The following is a 23,898-nucleotide window of genomic DNA, read 5'->3' on the forward strand; positions in this document are numbered from 1 at the left end:
GTCTGGATCAGGCGCTTTGCCCGATTCGGCCTCGCTAGCGTGCTGCCGCACCCCAACCCCCGTGAACAGCGAAGGCAGGCACGCGATGAGCACGCACCGGCGCAGGATCAGTGGCAGGAGCAAGGCGATCGGTGCAGTGGTCGCCGCGTCCGCCGTCGCAGGCGGGGCCGTCCTGTTCACCGGCACCGCGCAGGCGGCCGGGGTCGGCGCCGCGTACACCAGGACCAGCGACTGGTCGACGGGGTACACGGCGCAGTACGTCGTCACCAACAACAGTGGCCAGGCGAAGGCCGACTGGACGCTGGCGTTCGATCTGCCCTCCGGTGCGAAGCTCAGCTCCCTGTGGAACGGCGAGTCGAGCGTGAGCGGCCGGCGCGTCACCGTGCGGCCGCCGGCCTGGGACAAGGACGGCCTGGCCGCCGGCGAGTCGGTCACCGTCGGTTTCGTCGTCAACGGCTTCGGCGACACGACGGAATTCGCGAGCCCGACGGCCACAAGGACGCCCATCCAGAGCGCGACCGCCACGCCCACCGTTACCCCCTCGGAGAGCTCCGGCAGCGGCACCGCCACCAGCGCCGACTTCGACGTCGAGGGCGGCGTGCTGCCGGACACGGCGGCGAACGCGCGTGGCACCTAGGCCACCGCCCAGCTCCAGCAGAAACCCGGACCTGGACGTCTCCTTCACCGTTCCTGAGCAGTGAGCGAGGGTAAGCCCGCGCACTGGCACGCCCCGAACGGTCTTGGGCGCACTGGTCGTCCGCTTTCGCATCCCGGGCGGCGACACGGATCGCGTCCGTGGTCCGGGCCGGGCGGGCGGAGTCCCTCACGATCTGGCCTGGTTGGCGTGGTCAGAGGCGACGGGGAGGCCCTGACCCATCACTCTGGTGGAGCAGGGGCCCCGCACGCTGGCACCGCACCCGGCGTCCCAGATCGCAGATTGACGCTACCCCGACCAGCCCAGTGTGCTGCAAGCCCGCAAGCTGAACGTCACACTATCGAGCTAAGTCGCCGTTCTGCACGCTCCCATGCAGCAGTAGCCACCCTCCCCGTCATGCCCGAGGGCCTGACCCAGGACGGCGTCAACCTCCTGTCCGACGCCAAGAAGAACGGCGTCGACATCGACACCGTCAACATCATGGCGATGGACTACGGCCCGGCGTACAGCGGCGACATGGGCACCTACGCCGAACAGGCCGCCACCGCCACCCAGGCCCAGATCAAGAGCGTCCTCGGCCTGTCCGACAGTGCCGCCTGGAAAACGGTCGCCGTCACCCCGATGATCGGCGTCAACGACGTCGTCACCGAGATCTTCAAGGTCGACGACGCCACCCAGCTGGTGAACTTCGCCAAGTCCAAGGGCCTCGGCTGGCTGTCGATGTGGTCCGGCACCCGCGACAAGGCATGCCCCGGCGGCCCGAAGCCGGCGGCCGACGCGACCTGCAGCTCCATCGACCAGGACAAGTTCGCCTTCACGAAGGCGTTCGCGACCTACAACTAGCCCCTTCGAGCAGCCACTTCCCCGAGAGAGCACCAGCCACTTCCCCGGGAGAGAAACGGGGCGCGACACCCCCACAGTGTCGCGCCCCGCCCCCCGTCTAGGCCTCCGCGACCGGAGGCAGCACCCCCGTCCGGGCGGCCTGGGCATACCACCGTGCGCTCGACTTCGGTGTCCGCTCCAGCGTCGCGTAGTCGACGTACACCGCGCCGAAGCGCTTGCCGTAGCCGTACGCCCACTCGAAGTTGTCCATCAGGGACCACAGGTAGTAGCCGCGTACGTCCGCGCCGTCCGTGATCGCGCGGCGGACCTCCGACAGGTGGCCGTGCAGATACGCGATGCGCTCCGGGTCGTGGACGCGCCCCTCGGAGTCGGGCTTGTCGTCGTATGCCGCGCCGTTCTCGGTGATGTACAGGGGCAGGCCCGGTGCCTCCCGCGTGTAGCGCATGATCAGCTCGTGCAGGCCGGTCGGGTCGATGGTCCAGCCCATCTCCGTGCGCTCTCCCGGAGACTGATGGAACATCACGTCGTCCGCGCCCGGCCACGGCGAGTGCTCGCTCGCCCCGTGGCCGTCCGCGCGCGGACCGGTCACCTCCGTGTCCCCCGCCGAGACAAGCGTCGGCGTGTAGTAGTTGAGGCCCAGCGCGTCGAGCGGCTGGTTGATCGTGGCCAGGTCGCCGTCCTGTACGTGCGACCAGTCGGTCACCAGCTCCGTCGCCGCGAACAGCGTTTCCGGGTACGCGCCGTGCAGGATCGGGCCGTGGAAGACGCCGTTGGCCAGGTCGTCGATCCTCCGGACCGCCGCCAGGTCCGCCGGGTCCTGCGAAAGCGGCCGTACCACCGAGGAGTTGAGGCTGATCGCCACCGAGTTGCGGGCCGGCATCACCGAGCGCAGGGCCGAAGCGCCCAGGCCGTGCGCCAGGTTCAGATGGTGGGCGGCGCGCAGCGAGGCCGCCGGTTCCGTACGGCCCGGCGCGTGCACCCCGGAGCCGTAGCCGAGGAAAGCGCTGCACCAGGGCTCGTTCAACGTGATCCACTGCTCCACCCGGTCGCCCAGCGCCTCGCCGACGATCTGCGCGTACTCTGCGAACCGGTACGCCGTGTCGCGCTCCGGCCAGCCGCCCGCGTCCTCCAGCTCCTGCGGCAGGTCCCAGTGATAGAGGGTGACCGCCGGCTTGATGCCGTGGGCCAGCAGCTCGTCCACCAGACGGCGGTAGAAGTCCAGGCCCACCTGCACCGCCGGGCCCCGGCCCGTCGGCTGCACCCGTGACCAGGAGATCGAGAACCGGTATGCGGTCAGGCCCAGCTCGGCCATCAGTGCCACGTCGTCGCGGAAGCGGTGGTAGTGGTCGACAGCGATGTCACCGGTGTCGCCGTCGGCCGTCTTCCCGGGCGTATGGCTGAAGGTGTCCCAGATCGACGGGGTGCGGCCGTCCTCCCGCACTGCCCCCTCGATCTGGTAGGCGGAGGTGGCCGCGCCCCAGAGGAAGGCGGAAGGGAAGGACACCGGCGTGTGGGGCTCAGGCATGGAAGCGCTCCCATTGGAGGTCGTGGAGACCGACGGGTAGATGGGGGGAAGGAAGGGGCCGAGGCGGCGGTGACCCGGCCCCCGGGAAAGCAGGAGGTCAGCCCTTGACGGCGCCCTGCATGATGCCGCCGACGATCTGCTTGCCGAAGATCGCGAAGACCACCAGCAGGGGCAGCGTGCCGAGCAGCGCGCCCGCCATGATCAGGGACTGGTCGGGCGTGTAGCCGCGGCCCAGACCCGCGACCGCGACCTGCACGGTCGGGTTGCCGTTCTGGGTCAGGACCAGGAACGGCCACAGGAAGTCGTTCCACGTCTGCACGAACATCAGCATGCCGAGCACGGCCATCGCGGGGCGTGCCGCCGGGAACACGATGTGCCAGATCACCCGCCAGCTGTTCGCGCCGTCCACCCGGGCCGCCTCGATCAGTTCGTCCGGCAGCGCCTGGATCAGGTATTGCCGCATGAAGAACACGCCGAACGCGCTGACCAGCGAGGGCAGGATCACCGCCTGCAGCTGGTCGGACCAGTCGAGCTTGGCGACCATCATGTACAGCGGGATCACGCTCAGCTGCGGCGGCACCATCATCGTGCCGATCACGATCAGCATCATGGCGTTGCGGCCCTTGAAGCGCAGCTTGGCGAAGGCGAACCCGGCGATCGTGGACAGGATGACGATGGTGATCGCCGAAACCCCCGCCACGAACGTGGTGTTGATGAACGCCTCGCCCAGGTTGGCGTCGGTCCAGGCGATTTCGAGCTTGTCGAACAGGCCGGAGCCGAACCAGAACGGCGGCGGGTTCTGTGCCAGCCGCTGGTTGTCGCGCGAGGCGGCGATCGCCGTCCACACCAGCGGGAACAGCGAGCCGATGGTGAACAGGGCGAGGATGAGGTACGCGATCGGCCCGGCGTGCAGGGTGCCGCCGGCACGGGCGGCTTTGGGGCGCCGTACGCGCCCCGGCTTCTGTTCCGGCGGGGTCGGCGGAGTCAGTGTCGTCGTCACGGCCGGTTCTCCTAACTACTGGCGCGCAGCCGGCGCGAGATGACGTAGTTGATGATCCCGATGACGATGAGGATCAGGAACATCGTCCAGGCGATCGCGGAGGCGCGGCCCAGGTGCTGGTTGACCCAGCCCTGCTCGTACAGATACAGGCCGAGCGTCTGGAACTGGTGCTGGGCTCCGCCGGAGGCACCCTTGTTGGCGTCGAACAGCAGCGGTTCACCGAAGAGTTGGGAGGCGCCGATGGTCGAGACGACCACCGTGAACAGGATCGTCGGCCGCAGCGACGGCAGCGTCACATGGAAGAACTGCTGCCAGCGGTTGGCCCCGTCGAGGGCCGCGGACTCGTACAGGTCCTGCGGGATCGCCTGCATCGCCGCCAGGTAGATCAGCGCGTTGTAGCCGGTCCAGCGCCAGATGACGATCGTGGAGACCGCGACCTGCGAGGCCCACTTGTCGTTCTGCCAGTCGATGTTGTCGATGCCGACCTGGTTCAGCGCCCAGTTGATCATGCCGTAGTCACGGCCGAAGAGCAGGACGAAGACGAGCGATGCGGCGGCGATCGACGTCGCGTACGGGGCGAGCATCGCGACCCGGTAGAAGGTCGAGGCGCGCAGCTTGTAGTTGAGGATGTGGGCGAGGCCCATCGCCATCAGCAGCTGCGGGACCGTCGAGATGATCCCGATGGTCAGCGTGTTCTTCGCCGCGTTCCAGAAGAAGTCGTCGTCGAAGATGCGCGTGTAGTTGCGCAGCCCCACCCAGCTCATGTCGGTGGGCGCGGTCAGCTCCACCGCGTGCAGCGAGGCCCAGCCGGTGTAGATCAGCGGGAACAGGCCGAACGCGAGGAACAGCAGGAAGAACGGCGAGACGAAGGCGTACGGGCTCCAGCGCACGTCCCGCTGCCAGCGGCGGGACAGCCGGGCTCGGCGGCGTTCGTCGGCCGGGGGCCCCGCGGGCGGGCGGGCCGGGGCCGCGCCCCCCTCGGCGGGGGGCGCGGCAGCGGTTTCGTGCCCAGTGGTCATACGGGTCACTGGTCCAGGTTGTTGTCGATGGTCTTGACGGCGTTGTTCCAGGCTTCCTCGGGAGACTTGCCCTGGGTCACCAGGATGACGCCGTTGTCGGTCAGGCCCTGCTGGATGATCTGGTCCTTCGGGCCGATCGTCTGGACCGGGATGTTCTCGGCGGCCTGGGCGAAGATCGTGCCGATCGGCGCGTCACCGGTCATGTCGTTCTTCGCGCTCTTCACCTCGGTCGAGTCGTACGCGGCCGGGGTGCTCGGGAAGCTGCCCTGTACGCCGAACAGCTTGGCCTGCTGCTCGGGGGCGGTCAGCCAGGCGGCCAGCTTCGCCGCCTCCTCGGTGTTCTTGCCGGACTTGGGCACGGTCAGGAAGGAGCCGCCCCAGTTGCCGGACTTCGGCGCCTGGGCGATGTCCCACTTGCCGGCCGACTCGGGCTTCGACTTGCCCTTGATGTAGCCGAGCATCCACGGCGGGCAGGACATCGCGGCGAACTTGCTGTTGGCGATCGTCGTGTCCCAGGCCGGCTGGAACTGCGTCTGGTTGCCGATCAGTCCGTCCTCGGCGGCCTGCGCGGTGAGGTCGAAGGCGTCCTTCACGGCCGGGTTCGTCTTGTAGATGACCTTGCCGGAGGAGTCGTAGAACCGGTCCTTCTCACCGCTGAGGATCGCCTGGATCAGTCCGCCGGGGGAGTCCAGGAAGGTGGTGCCCTTGGGCGCCTTGTCCTGGTACTGCTTGCCGACGTCGACGAACTTGTCCCAGCTGCCGGCCCACAGCTTGCCGACTTCCTCACGGTCGGTGGGCAGACCGGCCGCCTTGAACAGGTCCGTGCGGTAGCAGATGGCCATCGGGCCGATGTCGGTGCCGACACCGATGGTCTGGCCGTCCTTGGTGGTGGCCTGCTGCCACTTCCACTCGAGGTAGTCGCTCTTCTTGCCGTACTTCGACAGGTCGAGCAGCTTGTCCGACTGGGTCTCGACGATCTCGGCGATGTTGCCGACCTCGACCATCTGGATGTCCTGGAGGCCGCTGTTGGTGGTGAGGTGGTTGATCAGCGCCGGGTAGTAGTTCTCGTTCCGCTCCACGACGGTCTGCTGGATGTCGATGTCCGGGTGGAGCTTCTCGTACTCCTTGTACAGGCCGGACTCCTCGAAGCCGGCGGTGCCGAAGAGCCCGAGGGTGATCTTGGTCTTGCCTCCGCCGCCCTCCGACGACGAGCCTCCCTCGTCGTTTCCGTCGTCGGCACAGCCGGCCAGCAGCCCGGCGCCCAGCGTCGCGACGGCCGCCAGGACCACCGCCTTACGTGCTCGCATTGCGTCCTCCTGTTGCCCTGACGTGCCGACCCCCCGGCCAACTGCATGGTTGGGCCCGTACTTGCGTTCGCTGCGGCTCGGGCGGGGAACGTGCGGGATGTGTATGTGTCAGGTACCGTGGGAGCGCTCCCACAAGTGATGTGTTGAAGAGTCGTCGGTTCCAGCGGGGGTGTCAAGGGAGCGGACAGGGCGAGATGCGTTCAGTTATCGGGCTGTTAACTGGATGCAGCGGGCCGAGCGGACGGGGCCGCCCCCCAGCGACGGTCACTCCAGCACAGGGGACTGTTACATTCCAGGCCAGATGATGAACGGCGGCGAAAGGCGGAGCCCATGGTGCGGAGCCGGAGCGGTGGCCGGCCGACCCTGGAGGAGGTTGCCGCGCGCGCCGGTGTGGGCCGCGGCACGGTCTCCCGGGTGATCAACGGCTCGCCCCGGGTCAGCGACGCGACCCGCGCCGCCGTGGAGGCGGCGGTCGCCGAGCTCGGTTACGTCCCGAACACGGCCGCCCGAGCCCTGGCCGCCAACCGCACGGACGCGATCGCCCTCGTCGTCCCCGAGCCGGAGACCCGGTTCTTTGCGGAACCGTACTTCTCGGACATGCTGAAGGGTGTCGGCGCCGAGCTGTCCGACACGGAGATGCAGCTGCTGCTGATCTTCGCCGGCAGCGACCGGGAGCGGCAGCGGCTCGCCCAGTACCTGGCGGCGCACCGGGTGGACGGCGTCCTGCTGGTCTCGGTGCACGCCGACGACCCCCTGCCGGATCTGCTGGCCCAGCTGGAGATCCCGGCGGTGATCAGCGGCCCGAGGTCGGCGCAGGAGACGCTGACCTCCGTCGACTCGGACAACTACGGCGGTGCCCGCTCGGCCGTCGAGCATCTGCTGGCCCGGGGCCGCCGCCGCATAGCCCACATCACCGGCCGCCTGGACGTGTACGGTGCCCAGCGGCGTATCGACGGCTACCGCGAGGCACTGCGTGACGCGGGCCACGCGGTGGACGAGGACCTGATCGAGCCGGGCGACTTCACCGAGGAGGGCGGCCGGCGCGCGATGACCGAGCTGCTGGCCCGCTGCCCCGACCTGGACGCGGTCTTCGCCGCCTCGGACGTCACGGCGGCCGGCGCCCGCCAGGTCCTGCGCGAGGCGGGCCGCCGTATCCCCGAGGACGTCGCCCTCGTCGGCTACGACGACTCCGCCATCGCCCGCCACATGGAACCGCCGCTGACCAGCGTCCGCCAGCCCATAGAGGAGATGGGCCGCAGGATGATCGACCTGTTGCTGGCCGAGATCGCCGACCGGCGGCCCGCGGTGTCCCGGGGGCTGGAGCGGCGGCAGGTGGTGCTGGCCACGGAGCTGGTGGAGCGGACGTCGTCTTAGCGGCCGGTGTGCGCCGGGTGAGTCAGGCCCGGGCGCGCGGACGGCCGGTCGGAGCGCGCGCCCCCGGGGGTCGTGCTTAAGATCCGTGCGTGGCACACACCTTCGAAGAACTTGTGGAGATGCAGCGCGCCGCGGACGAGGCGCACACGAAGGTCCTGGAACTTCGGGACGCCTACGGTCCGCCGACCCAGAAGGGCGGCTGGACCGAGATCCAGACCGAGACGTACGAGACGGCATGGCGCGCCTGGCGCGATCTCGACCGCGACCTCGGCGCCACCGTCTCCGAGTATGCGAAAGAAGTGGGGCGGACGCGGCCGGAGATCGAGGCGGAACTGAGGAAGATCCTGCCGGATCCGGAATCGGGCCGGGGAACGACCGAGGGCTGACCCCTTTTCAGGAATCAGCCCTCGGTCCTCAAGGGTGAGTGACGGGACTCGAACCCGCGGCATCCTGGACCACAACCAGGTGCTCTACCAGCTGAGCTACACCCACCATGACCGGCGGTTCTCGCAGTGGTTTCCCCGACCGGCCGAGAAAAAGTGTACAGGGTCCGCAGGGGTGCTCGCGCCCGGCTTTTCCGGGACCCCCCCGGTGGGCCCCGTCGGCGCCTACTGCGCGGGCAGGACGTGCTTCGCGGCGATCGCTCTGGCGGTGTCCGAGTCCGGGCCGGGCTGCGGTACGAAGACGGCCTCGCGGTAGTAGCGCAGTTCCGCGATGGATTCGCGGATGTCGGCGAGGGCCCGGTGGTTGCCGTTCTTCTCCGGGCTGTTGAAGTACGCCCTCGGGTACCAGCGCCGGGCCAGCTCCTTGATGCTGGACACGTCGACGATCCGGTAGTGGAGGTAGTTCTCCAGGGTCGGCATGTCGCGCAGCAGGAAGCCGCGGTCCGTGCCGACGGAGTTGCCGCACAGCGGGGCCTTGCCCGGTTCCTTGACGTGTTCGCGTACATACGCCAGGACCTGCTCCTCGGCGTCCGCCAGCGTCGTGCCGTTCGGCAGTTCGGCGAGCAGTCCGGATGCGGTGTGCATCTGACGTACCACTTCCGGCATCGTCTCCAGCGCGGAGTCCGGCGGACGGATGACGATGTCGACACCCTCGCCGAGTACGTTCAGCTCGGAGTCGGTGACGAGGGCGGCCACCTCGATGAGCGCGTCGTCGGACAGCGAGAGGCCGGTCATCTCGCAGTCGATCCACACCATGCGATCGTTCATGCGACCACCCTAAAGCCGACGTCCGTTTATGAGGTCCCCGCGTCGGTGCCGGTCTCACTGGGGGCTGCGGCCGCCAGGCCCCCGCTTTCGGCCTGGACGGCCTCGTCCTCGAAGGCGGCACCGGTTGATTTCTGTCGGCCTGCGCCGAAAAGTGTGGCGGGGTCCACAGGGCGTTGCCGCCCCGTGGACCCCGCTATCACGTGATCACGTCCCGCTGCGCTGTCCCGGCAGGCTTGCCCGGGCGTAGGCGTCCCGGGCGTGGTCGGGCGACAGGGGCGCCGACGAGCCGACCGCGCTCGCGGCCGTGCGGCGGCTCTGGAGCGGGACCGGGGCCTCCGGGTGCAGGGGCGCGGCCGGCGGGCCCGCCTGGGCCGGCGGGCCGGTCATCGGTGGGGGCGGGCTGGTCGGGCCCTCGGTGTCCGACGGACGGTCGGACTGCGGGCGCCGGGCGCGGTACGCCGCCCGGTACGCGGCCGGGGACGAGCCCAGCTGGCGGCGGAAGTGGCCGCGCAGGGCGACCGGCGAGCGGAAGCCGCAGCGGCCCGCCACCTCGTCCACCGAGTAGTCCGACGTCTCCAGCAGGCGCTGCGCCTGCAGCACTCGCTGGGTGATCAGCCACTGCAGCGGCGCGCTGCCCGTCAGTGAGCGGAACCGGCGGTCGAAGGTGCGCCGGCTCATGTACGCACGTGCGGCCAGCGTCTCCACGTCGAACTGCTCGTGGAGGTGTTCCAGCGCCCAGGCGACGACCTCGGCGAGCGGGTCGGCGCCGATTTCCTCTGGTAAAGACCGATCGAGGTAGCGCTCCTGACCGCCGCTCCGGCGCGGGGGGACCACCAGACGCCGGGCCAGCGCGCCGGCCGCCTCGTTGCCGTGGTCCGTCCGCACGATGTGCAGACAGAGATCGATCCCTGCCGCGGTGCCCGCGGAGGTCAGTACGTCTCCGTCGTCGACGAACAGCTCACGCGGGTCGACGTGCACCGACGGGTAGCGCTTGGCCAGGGTCGGTGCGTACATCCAGTGGGTCGTGGCCGGGCGGCCGTCGAGCAGGCCGGCGGCGGCCAGCACGAACGCGCCGGTGCACAGGCCCACGATGCGGGCGCCCTCCTCGTGCGCCCGGCGCAGCGCGTCGAGCGCCTCCTCCGGTGGCGGTGAAGTGATCGAACGCCAGGCCGGCACGACCACCGTGCCCGCCCGGGCGATCGCCTCCAGGCCATGCGGTGCGCTGAGTTCCAGGCCCCCTGTGGTCCGCAGTGGGCCTTCCTCGCCGCCGCACACCAGCAGTCGGTAGCGCGGCACGCCGGCGTCCTGGCGGTCGATCCCGAACACCGACAACGGTATGGAACTCTCGAAGATGGGGCCGCCGCTGAACAGCAGCACCGCGACGATCTCCTTGCGGCGTCGCCCGGAGAGTTTCCGGACTGCGGCGTCGGGCGCGGCGGTGGAGTCGTGGCTCATACTGCTAAGCCCCCCTTGGTGGTCGCGGCTCCTCGGTTGTGTCGCTCCTGCACGTTTCCCCTTGGTCCTGCACGAGTCCCCCGCCGTAGACAGTCAAGATCGAATCTACTGTGTTCCGCCGTGCCGGCGTGGCCAGTTCATCACCCGGCACATTGTCGACTTGGCAACTTGGCGTAAAGCATTCGATCACGAAGCGTTGCACTCCCGGGCCGTGCAGGGAAGTGCGCCTTGTAGCAGTGGCCAATCCACGTAGGGTGCGCGAGCCCCCCGAGACCCTTTCCGTGCAGGTCGAACGGGGGTTGGGGGGTACTTGGGGCCGGTGATGCACACCCTTGAGAAGTTGGCTGAAAAGATACGGGCGCGTGCGCGGAAACCGGTCAACCGGCCGGAGTGTGTCGGTCTGACCGGCGTCCGCCCCGGTGCGCCCCCGGGCCGGACCGGTGATGCCGGCCCCGCTGGGGCGCGCCCTCCTCGGCGAGCAACCGGGCGCCGCGCTCCGAGCGGCGCAGCAGGAGCCGGCAGACGGCGGTGACGGCCGCGAGACCGAGGGCGGTGCCGGCGGCGCCGGCCAGGGAGGTTCCGTACCAGAGCAGGACCACCGGGACGAGGACGCAGCTGAAGGCGGCCCAGCGGATCAGGTCGGTCACCGGGTCCGGGCCGGGCGGGGTCCCGGGGGGCGCCTCGGGGGGCGTGGGGGGTGCGGACATCGGGCTCCCTGTGGCGATGGTCACGGGGTTCAACGCCTGTTCGACCGGTCGGTCACTCCCTGCCCCGGGTGGGGTCTGATCTGGGTCGTCGCCGGACGGAAGCCGCACCCTCATGTAATTGAATGCTGTGCAAACCGCCTGTACGGGGCAGCAACCATTGCGTTACGGGCGCCCCCTCGTGCATGCTCCGGGGAACCCGCCGCGGACGTGCGCGGGATCTGGGCTAAGGAGGCGTGCCGCCGTACCCTTGAGGGTATGGGGTTGGGAAGATGATTCCCGGACACAGCTCCGCCGCACACTGTCGTCCCTCCCATAAAGGATCACAACGCCGAGACAGCCATGGCCGGTCACGAATTCTTCGAACCCGCGGACCGCAAGCGGCCGGTCGCCGACCCGACGGCGGCCGATCCCCTGGCGGCGGAAGAGTCACGCCATTCGTGCGACCCCGCCTTCAAGCACGGCGTCGTCGTCGGCTTCGACGGCTCGACCTCCAGTGAGCGCGCCCTCGCGTACGCGATCGGCATGGCCCAGCGCTCCCGTGCGGGCCTGATCATCGTCCATGTTGCCAACCGGCTGCCCACCACGGTGTGGGCCGGCTGCGAGCCACCCGTGTTCGTGGACGTTCCCGACCACCGGACCGAGGTCCTGGGGCTGGAACTCGCCTGCGCGGACTACCTCGCCGAGGTGCCCTGGATCCTGGTCGAGCGCGGCGGTGACATCTGCCACGAACTCGAGGAGGTCGGGCGGGAGTACGAGGCGGACGCGATCGTCGTCGGCTCCACGCACGGCATCGTCGGGCGGATCTTCGGCTCGGTCGCCGGGCGGCTCGCCAAGCGGGCCAAGCGGCCCGTCGTTGTGATTCCGTAACTCGCCGTTGGCCCAGGTGAGATGCCCGGTGGGCACAGCGAACCCCCTTTGTGCGCTGGACAAATCTACTCGCGCGTAGATGTGTTTGTGCCTTTGTGAAGGGCATATACCGGTCACCGCACAACTGCACATGCATGAAGGGAGCCCGCCGTGGACAACGACGTCTCTGCGGGAAGCGGAATCACTACCGTGGTCGGCCGACTCGCCCTGGGTATCACCCTGTTGGCCTTCGGGCTGGGCCACACCGGCGTGGTCGACGGTGTGTCGGCTGCTGACGCCGTATCAATCGCCCAGTATGTGGGTGGCATTGCCCTCTTCGTCGCCGGGATGATGGCCTTCCGTGAGCGGGACTCCGTCGGTGGTACGGCGTTCTCAGCGCTCGGTGCGCTGTGGTTCACGTGGGCCGTATCCGTCGACAACCAGGTATCCGCCAACGCGGCGGGGCTCTTCCTGCTGCTGTTCGCTCTTGTGGCGCTGTCACTCACCCTCGCGGGTGGGGACCAGCTCGGGCAGGGGGCGTACGGATTGTTCTTCGTCGGCCTGTTGCTCATGGCTGTCGCCGACTTCGCCGACAGCGACGGGCTCACCAAGGTGGGGGGCTGGTTCGCCGTGGCGGCGGGGGCGGTGGCCTGGTACGCCGCGACTGCGGCGCTTGCGCACTGGCCGACGGCGCTTCCGCGGCGCGCGGCGGGTCGGGGAGCGACGGCTACTGGTTAGCTGCGCAGGCTGGGGAGTTGGGCGGCTCCCCGGCGAATAGGGCGGACCCCCGTGTTTGGTGGCAACACGTGGGGTCCGTCCTCTTTGTATGGCCTCTGCGGGTGCGTGGGGGTTGCTCGCGCCCACGCGGCGGAGCCGCATATTGATACAGCCCCGCGCCCCTAAAAGGCCTCTACTCGACCGTTACTGACTTGGCGAGGTTCCTCGGCTTGTCGATGTCCCTGCCGAGGGCCAAGGCCGTGTGGTAGGCGAGGAGTTGGAGTGGGATGCCCATCAGGATCGGGTCCAACTCGTCCTCGTTCTTCGGGACGACGATCGTCTGGTCGGCCTTCTCCTGTTCCTGGTGGGCCACCGCGAGGATCTTGCCGCTGCGGGCCTTGATCTCCTCCATCGCGGCGCGGTTCTTCTCCAGCAGGTCGTCGTCGGGGACGATCGCGACCGTTGGGAGGGCGGGCTCGATGAGGGCGAGCGGGCCGTGCTTCAGCTCCGAGGCGGGGTAGGCCTCGGCGTGGATGTAGGAGACCTCCTTGAGCTTCAGGGAGGCCTCGCGGGCCACGGGGTAGCCGCGCACGCGGCCGATGAAGAGCATCGAGCGGGCGTCGGCGTACTGCTTGGCCAGCTTCTCGATCTCCTCCTCCTGCTTCATGATCTCGGCGATCTGCTCCGGCAGCTTGCGCAGGCCCTCGATGATCCGCTTGCCGTCCCGGACGGACAGGTCGCGGGTGCGGCCGAGGTGGAGGGCGAGGAGGGCGAAGGCGACCGTGGTGTTCGTGAAGCACTTGGTCGACACCACGCAGACCTCCGGGCCCGCGTGCACGTAGATGCCGCCGTCGGCCTCGCGGGCGATCGCGGAGCCGACCACGTTCACGATGCCCAGCACCCGCGCGCCCTTGCGCTTCAGCTCCTGGACGGCCGCCAGGACGTCGTACGTCTCACCGGACTGCGAGACGGCGATGTAGAGGGTGTCGGGATCGACGACGGCGTTGCGGTAGCGGAACTCCGAGGCCGGCTCGGCGTCGGCGGGGATGCGGGCCAGCTCCTCGATCATCTGGGCGCCGATCATGCCCGCGTGGTACGAGGTGCCGCAGCCGAGGATCTTCACACGGCGGATCCGGCGTGCCTCGCGGGCGTCCAGGTTCAGGCCGCCGAGGTGCACGGTGGAGAAGCGGTCGTCGATGCGCCCGCGCAGCACGCGGTCCACGGCGTCGGCCTGCTCGTGGATCTCCTTGTGCATGTATGTGTCGTGGCCGCCCATGTCGTACGAGGCCGCTTCCCACTCGACGGTGGTCGGCTCGGCGGTGGTGCGGGTGCCCTCGGTGGTGTACGTGCGGAAGTCGTCGGCCTTGAGGGTGGCCATCTCGCCGTCGTCGAGGGTCACTATCTGGCGGGTGTGGGTGACCAGCGCGGCGATGTCCGAGGCGACGAACATCTCCTTCTCGCCGATGCCGAGGACGACCGGGGAGCCGTTGCGGGCGACGACGATCCGGTCGGGGAAGTCGGCGTGCAGGACGGCGATGCCGTACGTGCCCTCGATGAGCCGGAGGGTCTCGCGGACCTTGTCCTCCAGCTTCTCCGCCTGGGAGCGGGCGATGAGATGGACGAGGACCTCGGTGTCGGTCTCGGAGAGGAACTCGACGCCGTCCGCCTCCAGCTTGCGGCGCAGGTCGGAGGCGTTGTCGATGATGCCGTTGTGGACGACGGCGACCTTGTTCTCGGCGTCGAGGTGCGGGTGGGCGTTGACGTCGGAGGGGGCGCCGTGGGTGGCCCAGCGGGTGTGGGCGATGCCGGTGGTGCCCTTGAAGCGGGCCGGCACCTTGGCCTCCAGGTCCCGGACCCGGCCCTTGGCCTTGACCGTCTTCAGGCCGGCCGCCTTCGGGGACGTGACGACGATGCCCGCCGAGTCGTAGCCGCGGTACTCCAGGCGCTGCAGACCTTCCAGGAGCAGGGGGGCGACGTCACGCTTCCCGATGTATCCGACGATTCCACACATATATACGTATTCCTCAGCCATAGACGATGCGCCGGAGCTGCCTGAGCGTGAGCTCGGGCGGCGCCACCGCGCGATATTTCAGGTCCGCCTCGATCCGTTCGAAGATCGTCGCGTTCACCAGGCCCTGCGTCTGGAGCTCGCGGTGGCGGCGACGGACGTATTCCTCGGTCGTCTCGTCGAAGTAGGCGAGCACGTCCTGGATCACGCGCAGCGCCTCGCCCCGGCTGAGGGGCGTGGACCGCATCAGATGATCAACGAGTTCGTCGTGCACCCGGTAGATCCTGGAGTACGGGAGACGGTTTCGCAAGAATCCTGCCCGTTTCCGGGCAGGAGCTGTGTGTGACCCGTGTGTGATCCTCACTGCATCCGTTTCAGGACCGCCTGCTTGGCCAGCGTGAACTCCTCGTCGGTGAGCACGCCCGAACGGTGCAGCTCGCCCAGCTCACGCAGGCGGCGCAGCAGCGCGTCATGGTCGTCCTCGGTCGCGGGGGCGGCCTGCGCGGGAGGTGCCGCATCCGGAGCGGGGGCGTCCGCGGCGGCCGCGGCCGGATGCGGGAGGCGGGCCTGTACGGCCGCCGCGACCAGGGCCATCAGCGGGTCCTTCTTGAAGCCCCACAGCTCCACGGAGTTGGGGTCGTACTTCGGCGGGGCCTTGGTGGGGGCGTTCTTCGCGGTGAAGCGGAGGTAGCCGTTCTCCAGGCCGGCCGCCGGATGCCACTCCACGGCCGCGATGTCGGTGACCGCCAGGACGCGGGTGCCGGCGGCCGACTTGGCGTCCTCCGTCTTCCAGTTCCACTCCAGGCGCACCTGCTCGCCGTCGAAGCTCGCGGTGCCGTCGCCGGCGGCGGCCGACAGCGGGACCGCCGGGCCCGGCAGCAGGTACTGGGAGACCGGGTCGGAGGGCACCTGGTCCAGCAGAAGGGCGTTGCGCACCTCGTCCACGACGTACTCGGCGACGCCGTAGCGGTCGGAGTCGACGATCAGCTGGTACGGGTCGTGGGGTTCGGTCAGCCGGCCGCCGGTCGCGTGCAGCAGCGGGTCGGCGCCGTCCCGCAGGCGGAGCCGGAGCCGTCCCGTCTTACGGCCGTGTTCGAAGGATATGCCTGCCAACGCCCCCAGGGGCACGACGAGTTCACCCAGCGTCTTGCGCAGCAGACTGACGTTCTTGTCCCGTCCCGGAGTCAGCCGCAGGGCGTCGCCGTCGAAGACCCATGTGCCGTCCTTCTGGATGATTTCCACCATGAGGGGGATTGTTCCACCCGGCTCGCGAGAGAGTGGTCCACACCTGTCGGAGCTCAGGGAACGCTGACGGGCACCCCGGAGGACCGTACTCCGGGGTGCCCGTCCGTCCGAGGGGCTCAGAGCCCTGCGATGGGGTTCTTCAGGTTGCCGACCAGCTGGAGTGCGCCGGACGGGTCCGCGAGGTCCACCATCTGCTTGTTGTTGCGTAGCTGGAGCCGGTTGAGGCAGGACAGCGCGAACTCGGGGGCGAACATGTCGTACTGCCGGAACTTGTCGGCGAGTTCGGGCATCGACGCCTGGTACTCACGGGTGACGTCGGCGACCGTGGCCCAGAAGTCGTTCTCCTCGAGAATCCCCTCGGTGGCGAGGTTCGCGGCGAGGAAGCGGAAGAAGCAGTCGAAGACGTCCGTGAAGACGGACAGGAGTTTCTTGTCCTCGGGGACGTCCACGCGCAGTCGCTCCACCGTCGGCGGCAGTACCGCGTCCGGGTCCATGACCGCGATCTCCTCGGCGATGTCCTTGTAGATCGCGCGCTGGACGGCGCCGTCCTTCAGCACGAGGACGACGTTCTCGCCGTGTGGCATGAAGACCAGGTCGTAGGCGTAGAAGCTGTGCAGCAGCGGGGTGAAGTACGCCCGCAGGTAGCGGCGCAGCCACTCCTCCGCCGCGAGCCCCGACTGCTCGATCAGCGCGCCCGCGAAGGAGGCGCCCTCGTGGTCCAGGTGGAGCAGGGAGGCCATGGTGGCCAGGGACTCGCCCTCCTGGAGCGACGGCACCGGGCTCTCCCGCCACAGCGCGGCCAGCATCTTGCGGTACGGCGAGTAGCGGTCCGTCGCCTTCTCGTACTCCAGGTGCCGGTAGCCGACCGCCGCCCGCTCCCGGATGATCGACAGGCCCGTCGACTTCAGTACCGGGTCGCCCTCGATGAGCTGGGCGAGCCAGTCGTTGATCGCCGGGGTGGCCTCCATGTAGGCGGCGGACAGTCCGCGCATGAAGCCCATGTTGAGGACGGACAGGGCCGTCTTCACGTAGTGCTTCTCGGGGTGCGACCGGTTGAAGAAGGTGCGGATGGACTGCTGGGCCAGGTACTCGTCGTCGCCCTCGCCGAGGCACACCAGGTATCCGCGCGCCACCTCGGCGGCGAAGGTGACGGTGAGCTTGTTCCACCACTGCCAGGGGTGGACGGGGATGAGGAGGTAGTCGGCGGGGTCGAGGCCCTGGTCCGAGAGTGTGTCGCGGAAACGGTTCAGCGTCACATCGCCCAACTCGTCCCGCAGGAAGGACTCGTACTCGATCCCGACGCCTGCCGTGAACGCCGCCCGCGACCGGTGCGCGGCCAGCCACACCAGCCGGACCGGGCTCGCGGTCTCGGGGGCGTACGACAGGTACTCGTGGATCCCGAAGCCGAGCCGCCCGTTGTTGGCGACGAAGCAGGGGTGGCCCTCGGTCATGCCGGTCTCGATGTCCTGGAAGCCGCTTTTCGCGAGCTCGGCGACCGGGACCTGCGGCTTGGTGAGCTTGTAGCAGGTGCCGGAGAGCGTGGAGGAGATCTCCTCCAGGTAGACGGGCAGGATCTCGTCGCTCAGACCGAGCGCCCGCTTCAGCTCGATGAAGAAGTCCAGCGCGGCGAGCGGGAGCTCGGTGCCGTCCCGGTGGCGGGTGATGGAGCCGGCGTCGACCTGCCAGTGGTCGAGGGCGCGGCGGGTGGCGGTGAAGCGGTACCGCGTCAGCCCGTCGTCGCTGCGGACGACGTACTCGTCGCCGTCCTGCTCGGGGGTGATCAGCCGCTCGTGCGCGAACTCGGCGAGGGCCTTGCGGATCAGCAGGCGGTTGGCCTGCTCCCAGCGCTCGGGGGAGAGGTGGGCCACGGCGTCGGCGAGGCTCATGCGGCCACCCCCGTCGCCGCCAGGCTGTGTTGAATTTTAAAGAATTGCTCACGGGTGCAGAAGCTCAGCAACGCCTTCTTCTCCGGCTTCTGGATCTCACGCTCGGCCACGAAGCCGACGGCCTCGTTCAGGGCGTGCACGGCCTTGTTGGAAACGTCCGGCTCGACGACGACGCGTTCCACCGCCGGGTCCTCGAAGAGGTACGCCATCACGGCGGTGATGACGGACCGGGTGAACCCGTGGACCGGTGTGTCCGTCGGCGGCACCAGGAAGTGCATGCCGACGTCTCCGGGCCGGGGCTCGTAGAGGCCGACCAGTTCGCGGTGGGCGGGGTCGTACTTCTCCATGAGGAAGGCGGGTTCGCCGCCCTGCAGCCCGAGCAGCGCATGGTGGTGCTCGTCGGCCGCGATCCGCATGTACTCGCGCTCGACGTCCTCCAGCCTGGCGCCCTGCATCATCCAGAAGGCCGCCTTGGGGTGCGTCACCCAGGCGTGCAGGAGCTCCGCGTCCTTCAGCGGGTCGAGGGGGCGGAAGGTGAAGGTCATACGGCGAACTCCTGGAACGCGATGGTCTTCTCGACCGGGTAGTACTCCGAGCCGAGCAGCTCGCGGATGATGTAGCTGTTGCGGTACGCGCCCATGCCCAGGTCGGGGGACGTGATGCTGTGGGTGTGGACACCGGCGTTCTGGAGGAAGACACCTCTGCCGGTGACGTCGACGGCGTAGTTGCGGGCGACGTCGAAATTGCCCTGGGAGTCGTAGACGAGCCGGTCGCGGATCGGTGCCAGGAACTCCGGCTCGACGTACTTGTAGCCGGTGGCGAGGACCAGGCCCTGCGAGGTGATCTCGAAGTCCCGCTCCTGCTCCTCCTGACGGAAGCCCAGGGTGTACGTGCCGTTGTCGTACGACGCGCTGTTCAGGGACGAGTTGGTGAGCAGCCGCGTCGGGACCGGGCCGCCGAGGTTCTTCTGGTAGAGCAGGTCGAAGATCTCGTTGATCAGGTCGCCGTCGATGCCCTTGAACAGGCCCTTCTGCTCGGCCGTGAGGCGGTAGCGGGTCTTCTCCGGCAGCGCGTGGTAGTAGTCGATGTACTCCGGGGAGGTCATCTCCAGCGTGAGCTTGGTGTACTCGAGGGGGAAGAAGCGCGGGGAGCGCGTCACCCAGTTCAGCTGGTAGCCGTGGACGTCGATCTCGCTGAGCAGGTCGTAGTAGATCTCGGCGGCGGACTGGCCGCTGCCGACCAGCGTGATCGACTCCTTCTGCTGCAACTCCGCCTTGTGCTGCATGTAGCGGGAGTTGTGGAGGAAGTCGCCGCCCAGGTCACGGCAGGCCTCGGGGATGTACGGCGAGGTGCCGGTGCCGAGGACCAGGTGACGGGCGCGGTACACGTCGCCGGTCTGCGTCTTCACGACATACAGGTCGTCCTCGTACGTCACCTCGGCGACCGTCGTGTTGAAGCGGATGCTGCTCGTCCTGTTCGCGGCCCAACGGCAGTAGTCGTCGTACTCGACGCGCAGCGGGTAGAAGTTCTCGCGGATGTAGAACGAGTACAGCCGGCCCTGCTCCTTCAGGTAGTTGAGGAAGGAGTACGGGGATGTCGGGTCGGCCAGGGTGACCAGGTCCGACATGAACGGCGTCTGGAGGTGGGCGCCGTCGAGGAACATGCCGGCGTGCCACTCGAAGTCGGGCTTCGACTCCAGGAAGACCCCGTCGAGTTCGGCTATGGGCTCGGTGAGGCAGGCGAGGCCGAGGTTGAACGGGCCGAGCCCGATGCCCACGAAGTCGTAGGTCTTGTTCGTGGTGTCAGGAAGCGCGGTCAAGGGATTCTCCCAGGTACTGCTCGGCATGGCCGGCGATCAGATCGAGGACGGCGGCGATGTCGGACGCCTTCGTCTCGGGGTTGAGCAGGGTGAACTTCAGGTAGTGACGGCCGTTCACCTTGGTGCCCGCGACGATGGCCTCACCGGAGGCGAACAGGGCCTTGCGGGCGTAGAGGTTGGCGCGGTCGATCTCGGCGGGGTCGGTGACGGCCGCCGGGATGTAGCGGAAGACCAGGGTGGACAGGGTCGGCTCGACGACGACGTCGTAGCGCGGGTCGGCGGCGAGCAGTTTCCAGCCCTCCTCGGCCAGGTCGCAGACCTCGTCGAAGAGCTGCCCGATGCCGTCGGCACCCATCACCCGCAGCGTCATCCACAGCTTGAGGGCGTCGAAGCGGCGGGTGGTCTGGAGGGACTTGTCGACCTGGTTGGGAATACGTTCCTGCACCATGCGGCGCGGGTTGAGGTACTCCGCGTGGTAGGTGGCGTGGCGCAGCGTGGCCGCGTCGCGGACCAGGACCGCCGACGAACTCACCGGCTGGAAGAAGGACTTGTGGTAGTCCACGGTGACCGAGTCGGCGCGCTCGATGCCGTCGAGGAGGGCGCGGCGGGTGAGCGAGGTGAGCAGTCCGCAGCCGTAGGCGGCGTCGACGTGCATCCAGGCGCCGTACTGGGCACACAGCTCGGCGATCTCGGGCAGCGGGTCGATGGAGCCGAAGTCGGTGGTGCCGGCGGTGGCGACCACTGCCATGGGGACGAGACCGTCCCTCTTGCAGCGCTCCAGCTCATGGGCGAGCGCGACCGTCTGCATGCGCTTGTCGTGGTCGACGGGGATGGAGACCACGGAGTCCTGGCTCAGGCCGAGCAGTTTCGCCGACTTCTTGACGCTGAAGTGGCTCACCTCGGAGGCGAAGATGCGCAGTTTGGCGAAGGAGTCGGTCTTGGCCTCCTCGCGGGCCAGCAGCAGCGCCTGGAGGTTGGACTGGGTGCCGCCGGAGGTGAACACACCGTCGGCGGCCGGGCCGAGGCCGATGCGCTCGGCGGTCCAGTCGATGAGCTTGCGCTCGATGAGGGTGCCGCCGGCCGACTGGTCCCAGGTGTCGAGGGAGGAGTTGACGGCGGAGAGGATCGCCTCGCCGAGCACGGCCGGGATGACGACCGGGCAGTTGAGGTGGGCCAGGTAGCGGGGGTGGTGGAAGTAGATCGCGTCCCGGAGGTAGACGTCCTCCAGTTCGTCCAGGACCGCGGCGGTGTCGTGCAACGGCTTGTCGAGGTCGATCTGCTCGATGCGGGGAGAGAGGGCGTCGACCGTGACACCGGTGAACGGACGGGTGGTGGTGGCGAGTTTGGCCGCCACCCGCTCGACTCCCTCGGTCACGGAGCGGCGGTACTGCTCCGCGGTCGTGTCATTGAGCAGGTGCGAGCGCATGTGGGGGTCCTCCGGTGGGGACGGTCCGTGCGGGACGGGTGAGGGGCGGAGCCCGCGGGGATCAACTTAGGTTAGCCTAACCTAAGTATCGTTTACGAAACGTCAGCCCCACCGTGATCACGATCACTCCGGACCGCGGCCTGCGGGGCAGCAGTTACTCGCCCTGCTCGCGCAGCTGCTCCTCGGTCAGCCCCTGCCGCCAGTAGCCCACGAACGTGACCCGGCGGCGGTCGATGCCGCGTTCGCCGACGAAGTGCCGGCGCAGCTGCTTCACGCAGGACGACTCGCCCGCGATCCACACGTACGGGTGCTCGGCGGGCGGCAGTTGGGCATCCCTGAGCGCGGCGAGGGCCATGGGGGACCCCTCGCCGCGCGACTCGTCCTGGACGAGCCAGGTGACCTCGGCGTCGGCCTCGGTCACCAGGTCCTGGATGTCCTCGGCATGGTGCACCTCCAGCCAGACCCGGGCGCGGGTGCCGGCCGGCAGCGACTCGAGGATGGCGGCGGCGGCCGGTACGGCGGTCTCGTCACCCCAGATCACCACCAGGTCGGTGTCCTCCGGCGGCCGGAACCGGATCGCCCGGTTGTCCGCGATCGCCGGGCCGAGCAGCAGGACCCGGTCACCGGCGGCGGCCCGCGCGGCCCACCGGGAGGCGGGACCGGCGGGCACGGCGGCGGCGGCTTCGACACCGTGGAGCACGAAATCGATGTCGATCTCATCGGGGTCGCGGCGCAGCGCCCGAAGCGTGTACGAACGCATCACCGCCCGCACGTCATCGGGCAGTGCGCGCCAGCCCTGCCACCAGTGATCACCGAGCTCGATGGGAACCTGCGGCTCACTCTGCCCCGGGTGGGGCAGGAACAGCGACAGGGACTGGTCACACCCGTCGGAGTGGAAGTCCCTCAGATCGGACCCGCCAAAGGTGACCCGGACGAGAGACGGCCCGAGCCGCCTCGTCCGTACAACGTGAAGAGAAAAGAAACGGAACGGGTCGGCTACGCCGGTCGGCATCAAGGCTCCTGAGTCATGTCAGGGGGTTGGTCGCGCCCCTCAGGGGCGCGGGGCTGTTTCGATATGCGGCTCCGCCGCGTGGGCGCGACCAGCCACAACCGGCCCGCACTTCCCCCACAACCGCACCCCCGCTCAGCTGACCTTCTTCGCCTTCTCGATCGCCTCGGCCAGACTCGTCAGCAACGGCGTGCACTTGTCGTACGACAGAATCGGCTCGGGCGAACGCGCGATGACCTGCCTGGCCTTGACCGCGGGCAGCTTCTTCCAGGTGCTCTCGGTGATGTCGGCGGGCTGGATGGTGGAGGAGCGGTCGTCCATGATGATGATGTCGGCCGGGTACTTGTCGACGTTCTCCCAGCTCAGGGACTCGAACCAGCCGCCGGTCGCCTCCTTGGCCTTCTCCGAGGGCTCGACGAAGTTCACGCCGAGAGCCTTGAAGTACTCCAGGTCGATGGAGAAGTTGGTGCCGGAGACGTAGAAGAGCTGATCGCTTGCGGAGCCGGCCAGCACCTTGATGTCGGGCTTGGCCTTGGCGGCGGCACGCAGCCGGGCGGCGGCCTCCTCGAACTTCTTCTTCGCCTGGACGGCCTTGTCGGCCTTCATGTCCGCGCCGAGCGACTCGGCCAGCTCCCACATGCGCTGCAGCGGCTCGGTCATCTGGCGGTCGTAGACGGAGATGGCGACGCTCGGGGCGAGCTGGGCGATCTTGTCCTTGGACTCCTCGGGCACGGACCAGAGCGTGCCCGCGTCGTCGAACGTCGTGGTGATGAGAACCTCGGGCGAAAGGGTCGCGTACTTCTCTACGTTGAGCTTGCCCCACTCGTTGCCGAGGACCGTGACCTTGCTGACGTCCAGATCACCGGCCTGGACGTCGGGCTTGCCGTCCGTGGTCGTGGTCGGGCCGAAGACGCCCTTGACCTGGATGCCGTAGTCGTAGAGGGCGGCGGCGACACCGGTGAACGCGACGATGTTCGCGGGCACCTTGTCGAGCTTCACCGTCTCGCCGCGGTCGTCCTTGAACGACCAGGGGCCGGACGCCTTGGCGGACGCCGTCGAGTCCGAGCCGCCGCTGTTCGTGTCTTCGTCGCCGCAGGCTGCGAGCACGGCGCCGAGGCCGAGGGCACCGCCGGCGGCGAGGATGCCGCGGCGGGTGAGGTGGGTGGCACGGGCGTTGGGCATGGGTGTGGCTGCTTTCGAACAGGGCGGAGCGCCGCCGGACAATTCGAAAGGTAGGTTAGCCTAACCTCAGATCTTGTCCAGGGGTGGGCCCTGGCAATCGAAACCTGTGATCCCTCCATGGGCTTCACAGCTTCCCGGGACAAGGCCCAACTCCATTGCAATCAATGGCCGTTGGGATTCTTGGTCGCCTTTCCCGCCTCGACCAGGGCCTGGCCCGGCTGGAGCCGTTATTGCCGCAGGGCATCAAGCCGGGCCGTCCGCCGGTGTGGACGCGGCAGTTGATGGATGGCAACGGTGTGACCGGTGAGCCCGTGCCCGCCGGGTGTCTGGCAGTCGTGTCGGGTCCCCATTGCGTGGCCGGAGGGAGAGTCCGTCGCGGCAGTTGGTCGGGGCACGACTGCTTGCCACGGCGCGTTTGGGCGTCACGGCGGTCCTGCCTGGATGAGTCGCCCGAAGAGCTCATGACGCACTGTGAGGAGTATCGGCAGGTGACAGCCCAACACCTGCTCCGGGCGCTGTGGCACCCATGGCAGACGCGGTTGCGGATGCGCGCGTACCTTCGCGCGGTGCGCCAAGACGTCGACGCGCTCCATCGTAGACAAGAAGCGGCGATGTCCGTCCTGGCTCAGCCGGGGTACAGCGATGCCCTCGCCGAGCGACTCGG

Annotated in this window: 20 protein-coding genes, 1 tRNA gene and 1 pseudogene; 5 read left to right on the forward strand and 17 right to left on the reverse strand. The window is 68.7% G+C overall.

Annotated features, from left to right (window positions below; translation table 11 throughout):
* Positions 1 to 85: 85 nt before the first annotated feature.
* Positions 86 to 1,498: pseudogene (locus tag ACFVJQ_RS28420) on the forward strand (cellulose binding domain-containing protein).
* 97 nt (positions 1,499 to 1,595) lie between these two features.
* On the opposite strand, the gene ACFVJQ_RS28425 reads toward ACFVJQ_RS28420, so the two are convergent.
* The 4 genes from ACFVJQ_RS28425 to ACFVJQ_RS28440 form a co-directional block, all read right to left on the reverse strand.
* On the reverse strand, positions 1,596 to 3,023 hold the full coding sequence (locus ACFVJQ_RS28425; RefSeq protein WP_385510161.1) for a GH1 family beta-glucosidase: 1,428 nt from the start codon (positions 3,021 to 3,023) through the stop codon (positions 1,596 to 1,598).
* A gap of 97 nt (positions 3,024 to 3,120) precedes the next feature.
* Entirely contained in the window at positions 3,121 to 4,023 is a 903-nt protein-coding gene (locus ACFVJQ_RS28430) for a carbohydrate ABC transporter permease (protein ID WP_385788166.1), read from the reverse strand.
* 11 nt (positions 4,024 to 4,034) lie between these two features.
* The gene (locus ACFVJQ_RS28435) at positions 4,035 to 5,042 is read right to left on the reverse strand and encodes a carbohydrate ABC transporter permease (RefSeq protein ID WP_385510163.1); all 1,008 of its coding nucleotides are present in this window, start codon (positions 5,040 to 5,042) and stop codon (positions 4,035 to 4,037) included.
* Positions 5,043 to 5,047: 5 nt separating this feature from the next.
* A complete protein-coding gene (locus ACFVJQ_RS28440; RefSeq protein ID WP_385510164.1) occupies positions 5,048 to 6,349 on the reverse strand; it encodes an extracellular solute-binding protein in 1,302 nt (433 codons plus the stop codon).
* Positions 6,350 to 6,679: 330 nt separating this feature from the next.
* Here ACFVJQ_RS28440 and ACFVJQ_RS28445 point away from each other — a divergent pair, with 330 nt between their 5' ends.
* Both ACFVJQ_RS28445 and ACFVJQ_RS28450 read left to right on the forward strand, forming a co-directional pair.
* Complete coding sequence (locus ACFVJQ_RS28445; protein ID WP_385510165.1) at positions 6,680 to 7,723, forward strand: LacI family DNA-binding transcriptional regulator; 1,044 nt, start codon at positions 6,680 to 6,682, stop codon at positions 7,721 to 7,723.
* Positions 7,724 to 7,812: 89 nt separating this feature from the next.
* Positions 7,813 to 8,109, forward strand: coding sequence for a hypothetical protein (locus tag ACFVJQ_RS28450; RefSeq protein WP_385510167.1), 297 nt, complete (start codon positions 7,813 to 7,815; stop codon positions 8,107 to 8,109).
* A 33-nt stretch (positions 8,110 to 8,142) separates the two neighbouring features.
* Here ACFVJQ_RS28450 and ACFVJQ_RS28455 read toward each other — a convergent pair.
* From ACFVJQ_RS28455 to ACFVJQ_RS28470, 4 genes are all read right to left on the reverse strand, one after another.
* Positions 8,143 to 8,215 (reverse strand) — tRNA-His (locus tag ACFVJQ_RS28455).
* A 116-nt stretch (positions 8,216 to 8,331) separates the two neighbouring features.
* On the reverse strand, positions 8,332 to 8,934 hold the full coding sequence (orn, locus tag ACFVJQ_RS28460; RefSeq protein WP_385261227.1) for an oligoribonuclease: 603 nt from the start codon (positions 8,932 to 8,934) through the stop codon (positions 8,332 to 8,334).
* A gap of 204 nt (positions 8,935 to 9,138) precedes the next feature.
* The gene (locus ACFVJQ_RS28465) at positions 9,139 to 10,389 is read right to left on the reverse strand and encodes a helix-turn-helix domain-containing protein (RefSeq protein WP_385510168.1); all 1,251 of its coding nucleotides are present in this window, start codon (positions 10,387 to 10,389) and stop codon (positions 9,139 to 9,141) included.
* Positions 10,390 to 10,766: 377 nt separating this feature from the next.
* On the reverse strand, positions 10,767 to 11,096 hold the full coding sequence (locus ACFVJQ_RS28470; protein WP_385510169.1) for a hypothetical protein: 330 nt from the start codon (positions 11,094 to 11,096) through the stop codon (positions 10,767 to 10,769).
* A 339-nt stretch (positions 11,097 to 11,435) separates the two neighbouring features.
* Here ACFVJQ_RS28470 and ACFVJQ_RS28475 point away from each other — a divergent pair, with 339 nt between their 5' ends.
* Both ACFVJQ_RS28475 and ACFVJQ_RS28480 read left to right on the forward strand, forming a co-directional pair.
* The gene (locus tag ACFVJQ_RS28475; protein ID WP_385510170.1) at positions 11,436 to 11,963 is read left to right on the forward strand and encodes a universal stress protein; all 528 of its coding nucleotides are present in this window, start codon (positions 11,436 to 11,438) and stop codon (positions 11,961 to 11,963) included.
* Between the two features lie 150 nt (positions 11,964 to 12,113).
* Positions 12,114 to 12,680: a GPR1/FUN34/YaaH family transporter gene (locus ACFVJQ_RS28480; RefSeq protein WP_385510171.1), complete on the forward strand. Its 567-nt coding sequence runs from the start codon at positions 12,114 to 12,116 to the stop codon at positions 12,678 to 12,680.
* 172 nt (positions 12,681 to 12,852) lie between these two features.
* On the opposite strand, the gene glmS is transcribed toward ACFVJQ_RS28480, so the two are convergent.
* The 9 genes from glmS to ACFVJQ_RS28525 all read right to left on the reverse strand — a co-directional run bounded on the left by glmS (position 12,853) and on the right by ACFVJQ_RS28525 (position 23,234).
* Positions 12,853 to 14,670 carry a glutamine--fructose-6-phosphate transaminase (isomerizing) gene (gene glmS / locus ACFVJQ_RS28485; RefSeq protein WP_385788174.1) on the reverse strand — a complete coding sequence of 606 codons (1,818 nt, stop codon included), beginning with the start codon at positions 14,668 to 14,670 and terminating at the stop codon, positions 12,853 to 12,855.
* 13 nt (positions 14,671 to 14,683) lie between these two features.
* Positions 14,684 to 14,941 carry a hypothetical protein gene (locus tag ACFVJQ_RS28490; protein WP_385510175.1) on the reverse strand — a complete coding sequence of 86 codons (258 nt, stop codon included), beginning with the start codon at positions 14,939 to 14,941 and terminating at the stop codon, positions 14,684 to 14,686.
* A gap of 86 nt (positions 14,942 to 15,027) precedes the next feature.
* The gene (locus ACFVJQ_RS28495) at positions 15,028 to 15,912 is read right to left on the reverse strand and encodes a DUF4429 domain-containing protein (protein ID WP_385510176.1); all 885 of its coding nucleotides are present in this window, start codon (positions 15,910 to 15,912) and stop codon (positions 15,028 to 15,030) included.
* Positions 15,913 to 16,028: 116 nt separating this feature from the next.
* Positions 16,029 to 17,798, reverse strand: coding sequence for an IucA/IucC family protein (locus ACFVJQ_RS28500; RefSeq protein ID WP_385510177.1), 1,770 nt, complete (start codon positions 17,796 to 17,798; stop codon positions 16,029 to 16,031).
* Complete coding sequence (locus ACFVJQ_RS28505) at positions 17,795 to 18,343, reverse strand: GNAT family N-acetyltransferase (RefSeq protein WP_385510178.1); 549 nt, start codon at positions 18,341 to 18,343, stop codon at positions 17,795 to 17,797. Before ACFVJQ_RS28505 ends, ACFVJQ_RS28500 begins: the two co-directional genes overlap by 4 nt.
* Positions 18,340 to 19,644, reverse strand: a complete 1,305-nt coding sequence (locus ACFVJQ_RS28510) for a lysine N(6)-hydroxylase/L-ornithine N(5)-oxygenase family protein (RefSeq protein ID WP_385788179.1) — start codon at positions 19,642 to 19,644, stop codon at positions 18,340 to 18,342. Before ACFVJQ_RS28510 ends, ACFVJQ_RS28505 begins: the two co-directional genes overlap by 4 nt.
* The gene (desA, locus tag ACFVJQ_RS28515; RefSeq protein WP_385510181.1) at positions 19,601 to 21,043 is read right to left on the reverse strand and encodes a lysine decarboxylase DesA; all 1,443 of its coding nucleotides are present in this window, start codon (positions 21,041 to 21,043) and stop codon (positions 19,601 to 19,603) included. Before desA ends, ACFVJQ_RS28510 begins: the two co-directional genes overlap by 44 nt.
* A 154-nt stretch (positions 21,044 to 21,197) precedes the next feature.
* Entirely contained in the window at positions 21,198 to 22,055 is an 858-nt protein-coding gene (locus ACFVJQ_RS28520) for a siderophore-interacting protein (protein ID WP_385510182.1), read from the reverse strand.
* A 132-nt stretch (positions 22,056 to 22,187) separates the two neighbouring features.
* A complete protein-coding gene (locus ACFVJQ_RS28525; protein WP_385788184.1) occupies positions 22,188 to 23,234 on the reverse strand; it encodes an ABC transporter substrate-binding protein in 1,047 nt (348 codons plus the stop codon).
* Positions 23,235 to 23,898 lie beyond the last annotated feature (664 nt).

The sequence above is a fragment of the Streptomyces sp. NPDC127197 genome, assembly GCF_042672405.1.
Lineage (GTDB): Bacteria > Actinomycetota > Actinomycetes > Streptomycetales > Streptomycetaceae > Streptomyces > Streptomyces flavusporus.

Coding starts and splice junctions, on each gene's coding strand:
- ACFVJQ_RS28470 (WP_385510169.1), bottom strand. CDS start 11,096: ATGTCCGCACCCCCCACGCCCCCCGAGGCGCCCCCCGGGACCCCGCCC.
- ACFVJQ_RS28425 (WP_385510161.1), bottom strand. CDS start 3,023: ATGCCTGAGCCCCACACGCCGGTGTCCTTCCCTTCCGCCTTCCTCTGG.
- ACFVJQ_RS28445 (WP_385510165.1), top strand. CDS start 6,680: ATGGTGCGGAGCCGGAGCGGTGGCCGGCCGACCCTGGAGGAGGTTGCC.
- ACFVJQ_RS28510 (WP_385788179.1), bottom strand. CDS start 19,644: ATGCCGAGCAGTACCTGGGAGAATCCCTTGACCGCGCTTCCTGACACC.
- glmS (WP_385788174.1), bottom strand. CDS start 14,670: ATGTGTGGAATCGTCGGATACATCGGGAAGCGTGACGTCGCCCCCCTG.
- orn (WP_385261227.1), bottom strand. CDS start 8,934: ATGAACGATCGCATGGTGTGGATCGACTGCGAGATGACCGGCCTCTCG.
- ACFVJQ_RS28505 (WP_385510178.1), bottom strand. CDS start 18,343: ATGACCTTCACCTTCCGCCCCCTCGACCCGCTGAAGGACGCGGAGCTC.
- ACFVJQ_RS28495 (WP_385510176.1), bottom strand. CDS start 15,912: ATGGTGGAAATCATCCAGAAGGACGGCACATGGGTCTTCGACGGCGAC.
- ACFVJQ_RS28475 (WP_385510170.1), top strand. CDS start 11,436: ATGGCCGGTCACGAATTCTTCGAACCCGCGGACCGCAAGCGGCCGGTC.
- desA (WP_385510181.1), bottom strand. CDS start 21,043: ATGCGCTCGCACCTGCTCAATGACACGACCGCGGAGCAGTACCGCCGC.
- ACFVJQ_RS28465 (WP_385510168.1), bottom strand. CDS start 10,389: ATGAGCCACGACTCCACCGCCGCGCCCGACGCCGCAGTCCGGAAACTC.
- ACFVJQ_RS28520 (WP_385510182.1), bottom strand. CDS start 22,055: ATGCCGACCGGCGTAGCCGACCCGTTCCGTTTCTTTTCTCTTCACGTT.
- ACFVJQ_RS28435 (WP_385510163.1), bottom strand. CDS start 5,042: ATGACCACTGGGCACGAAACCGCTGCCGCGCCCCCCGCCGAGGGGGGC.
- ACFVJQ_RS28525 (WP_385788184.1), bottom strand. CDS start 23,234: ATGCCCAACGCCCGTGCCACCCACCTCACCCGCCGCGGCATCCTCGCC.
- ACFVJQ_RS28440 (WP_385510164.1), bottom strand. CDS start 6,349: ATGCGAGCACGTAAGGCGGTGGTCCTGGCGGCCGTCGCGACGCTGGGC.
- ACFVJQ_RS28500 (WP_385510177.1), bottom strand. CDS start 17,798: ATGAGCCTCGCCGACGCCGTGGCCCACCTCTCCCCCGAGCGCTGGGAG.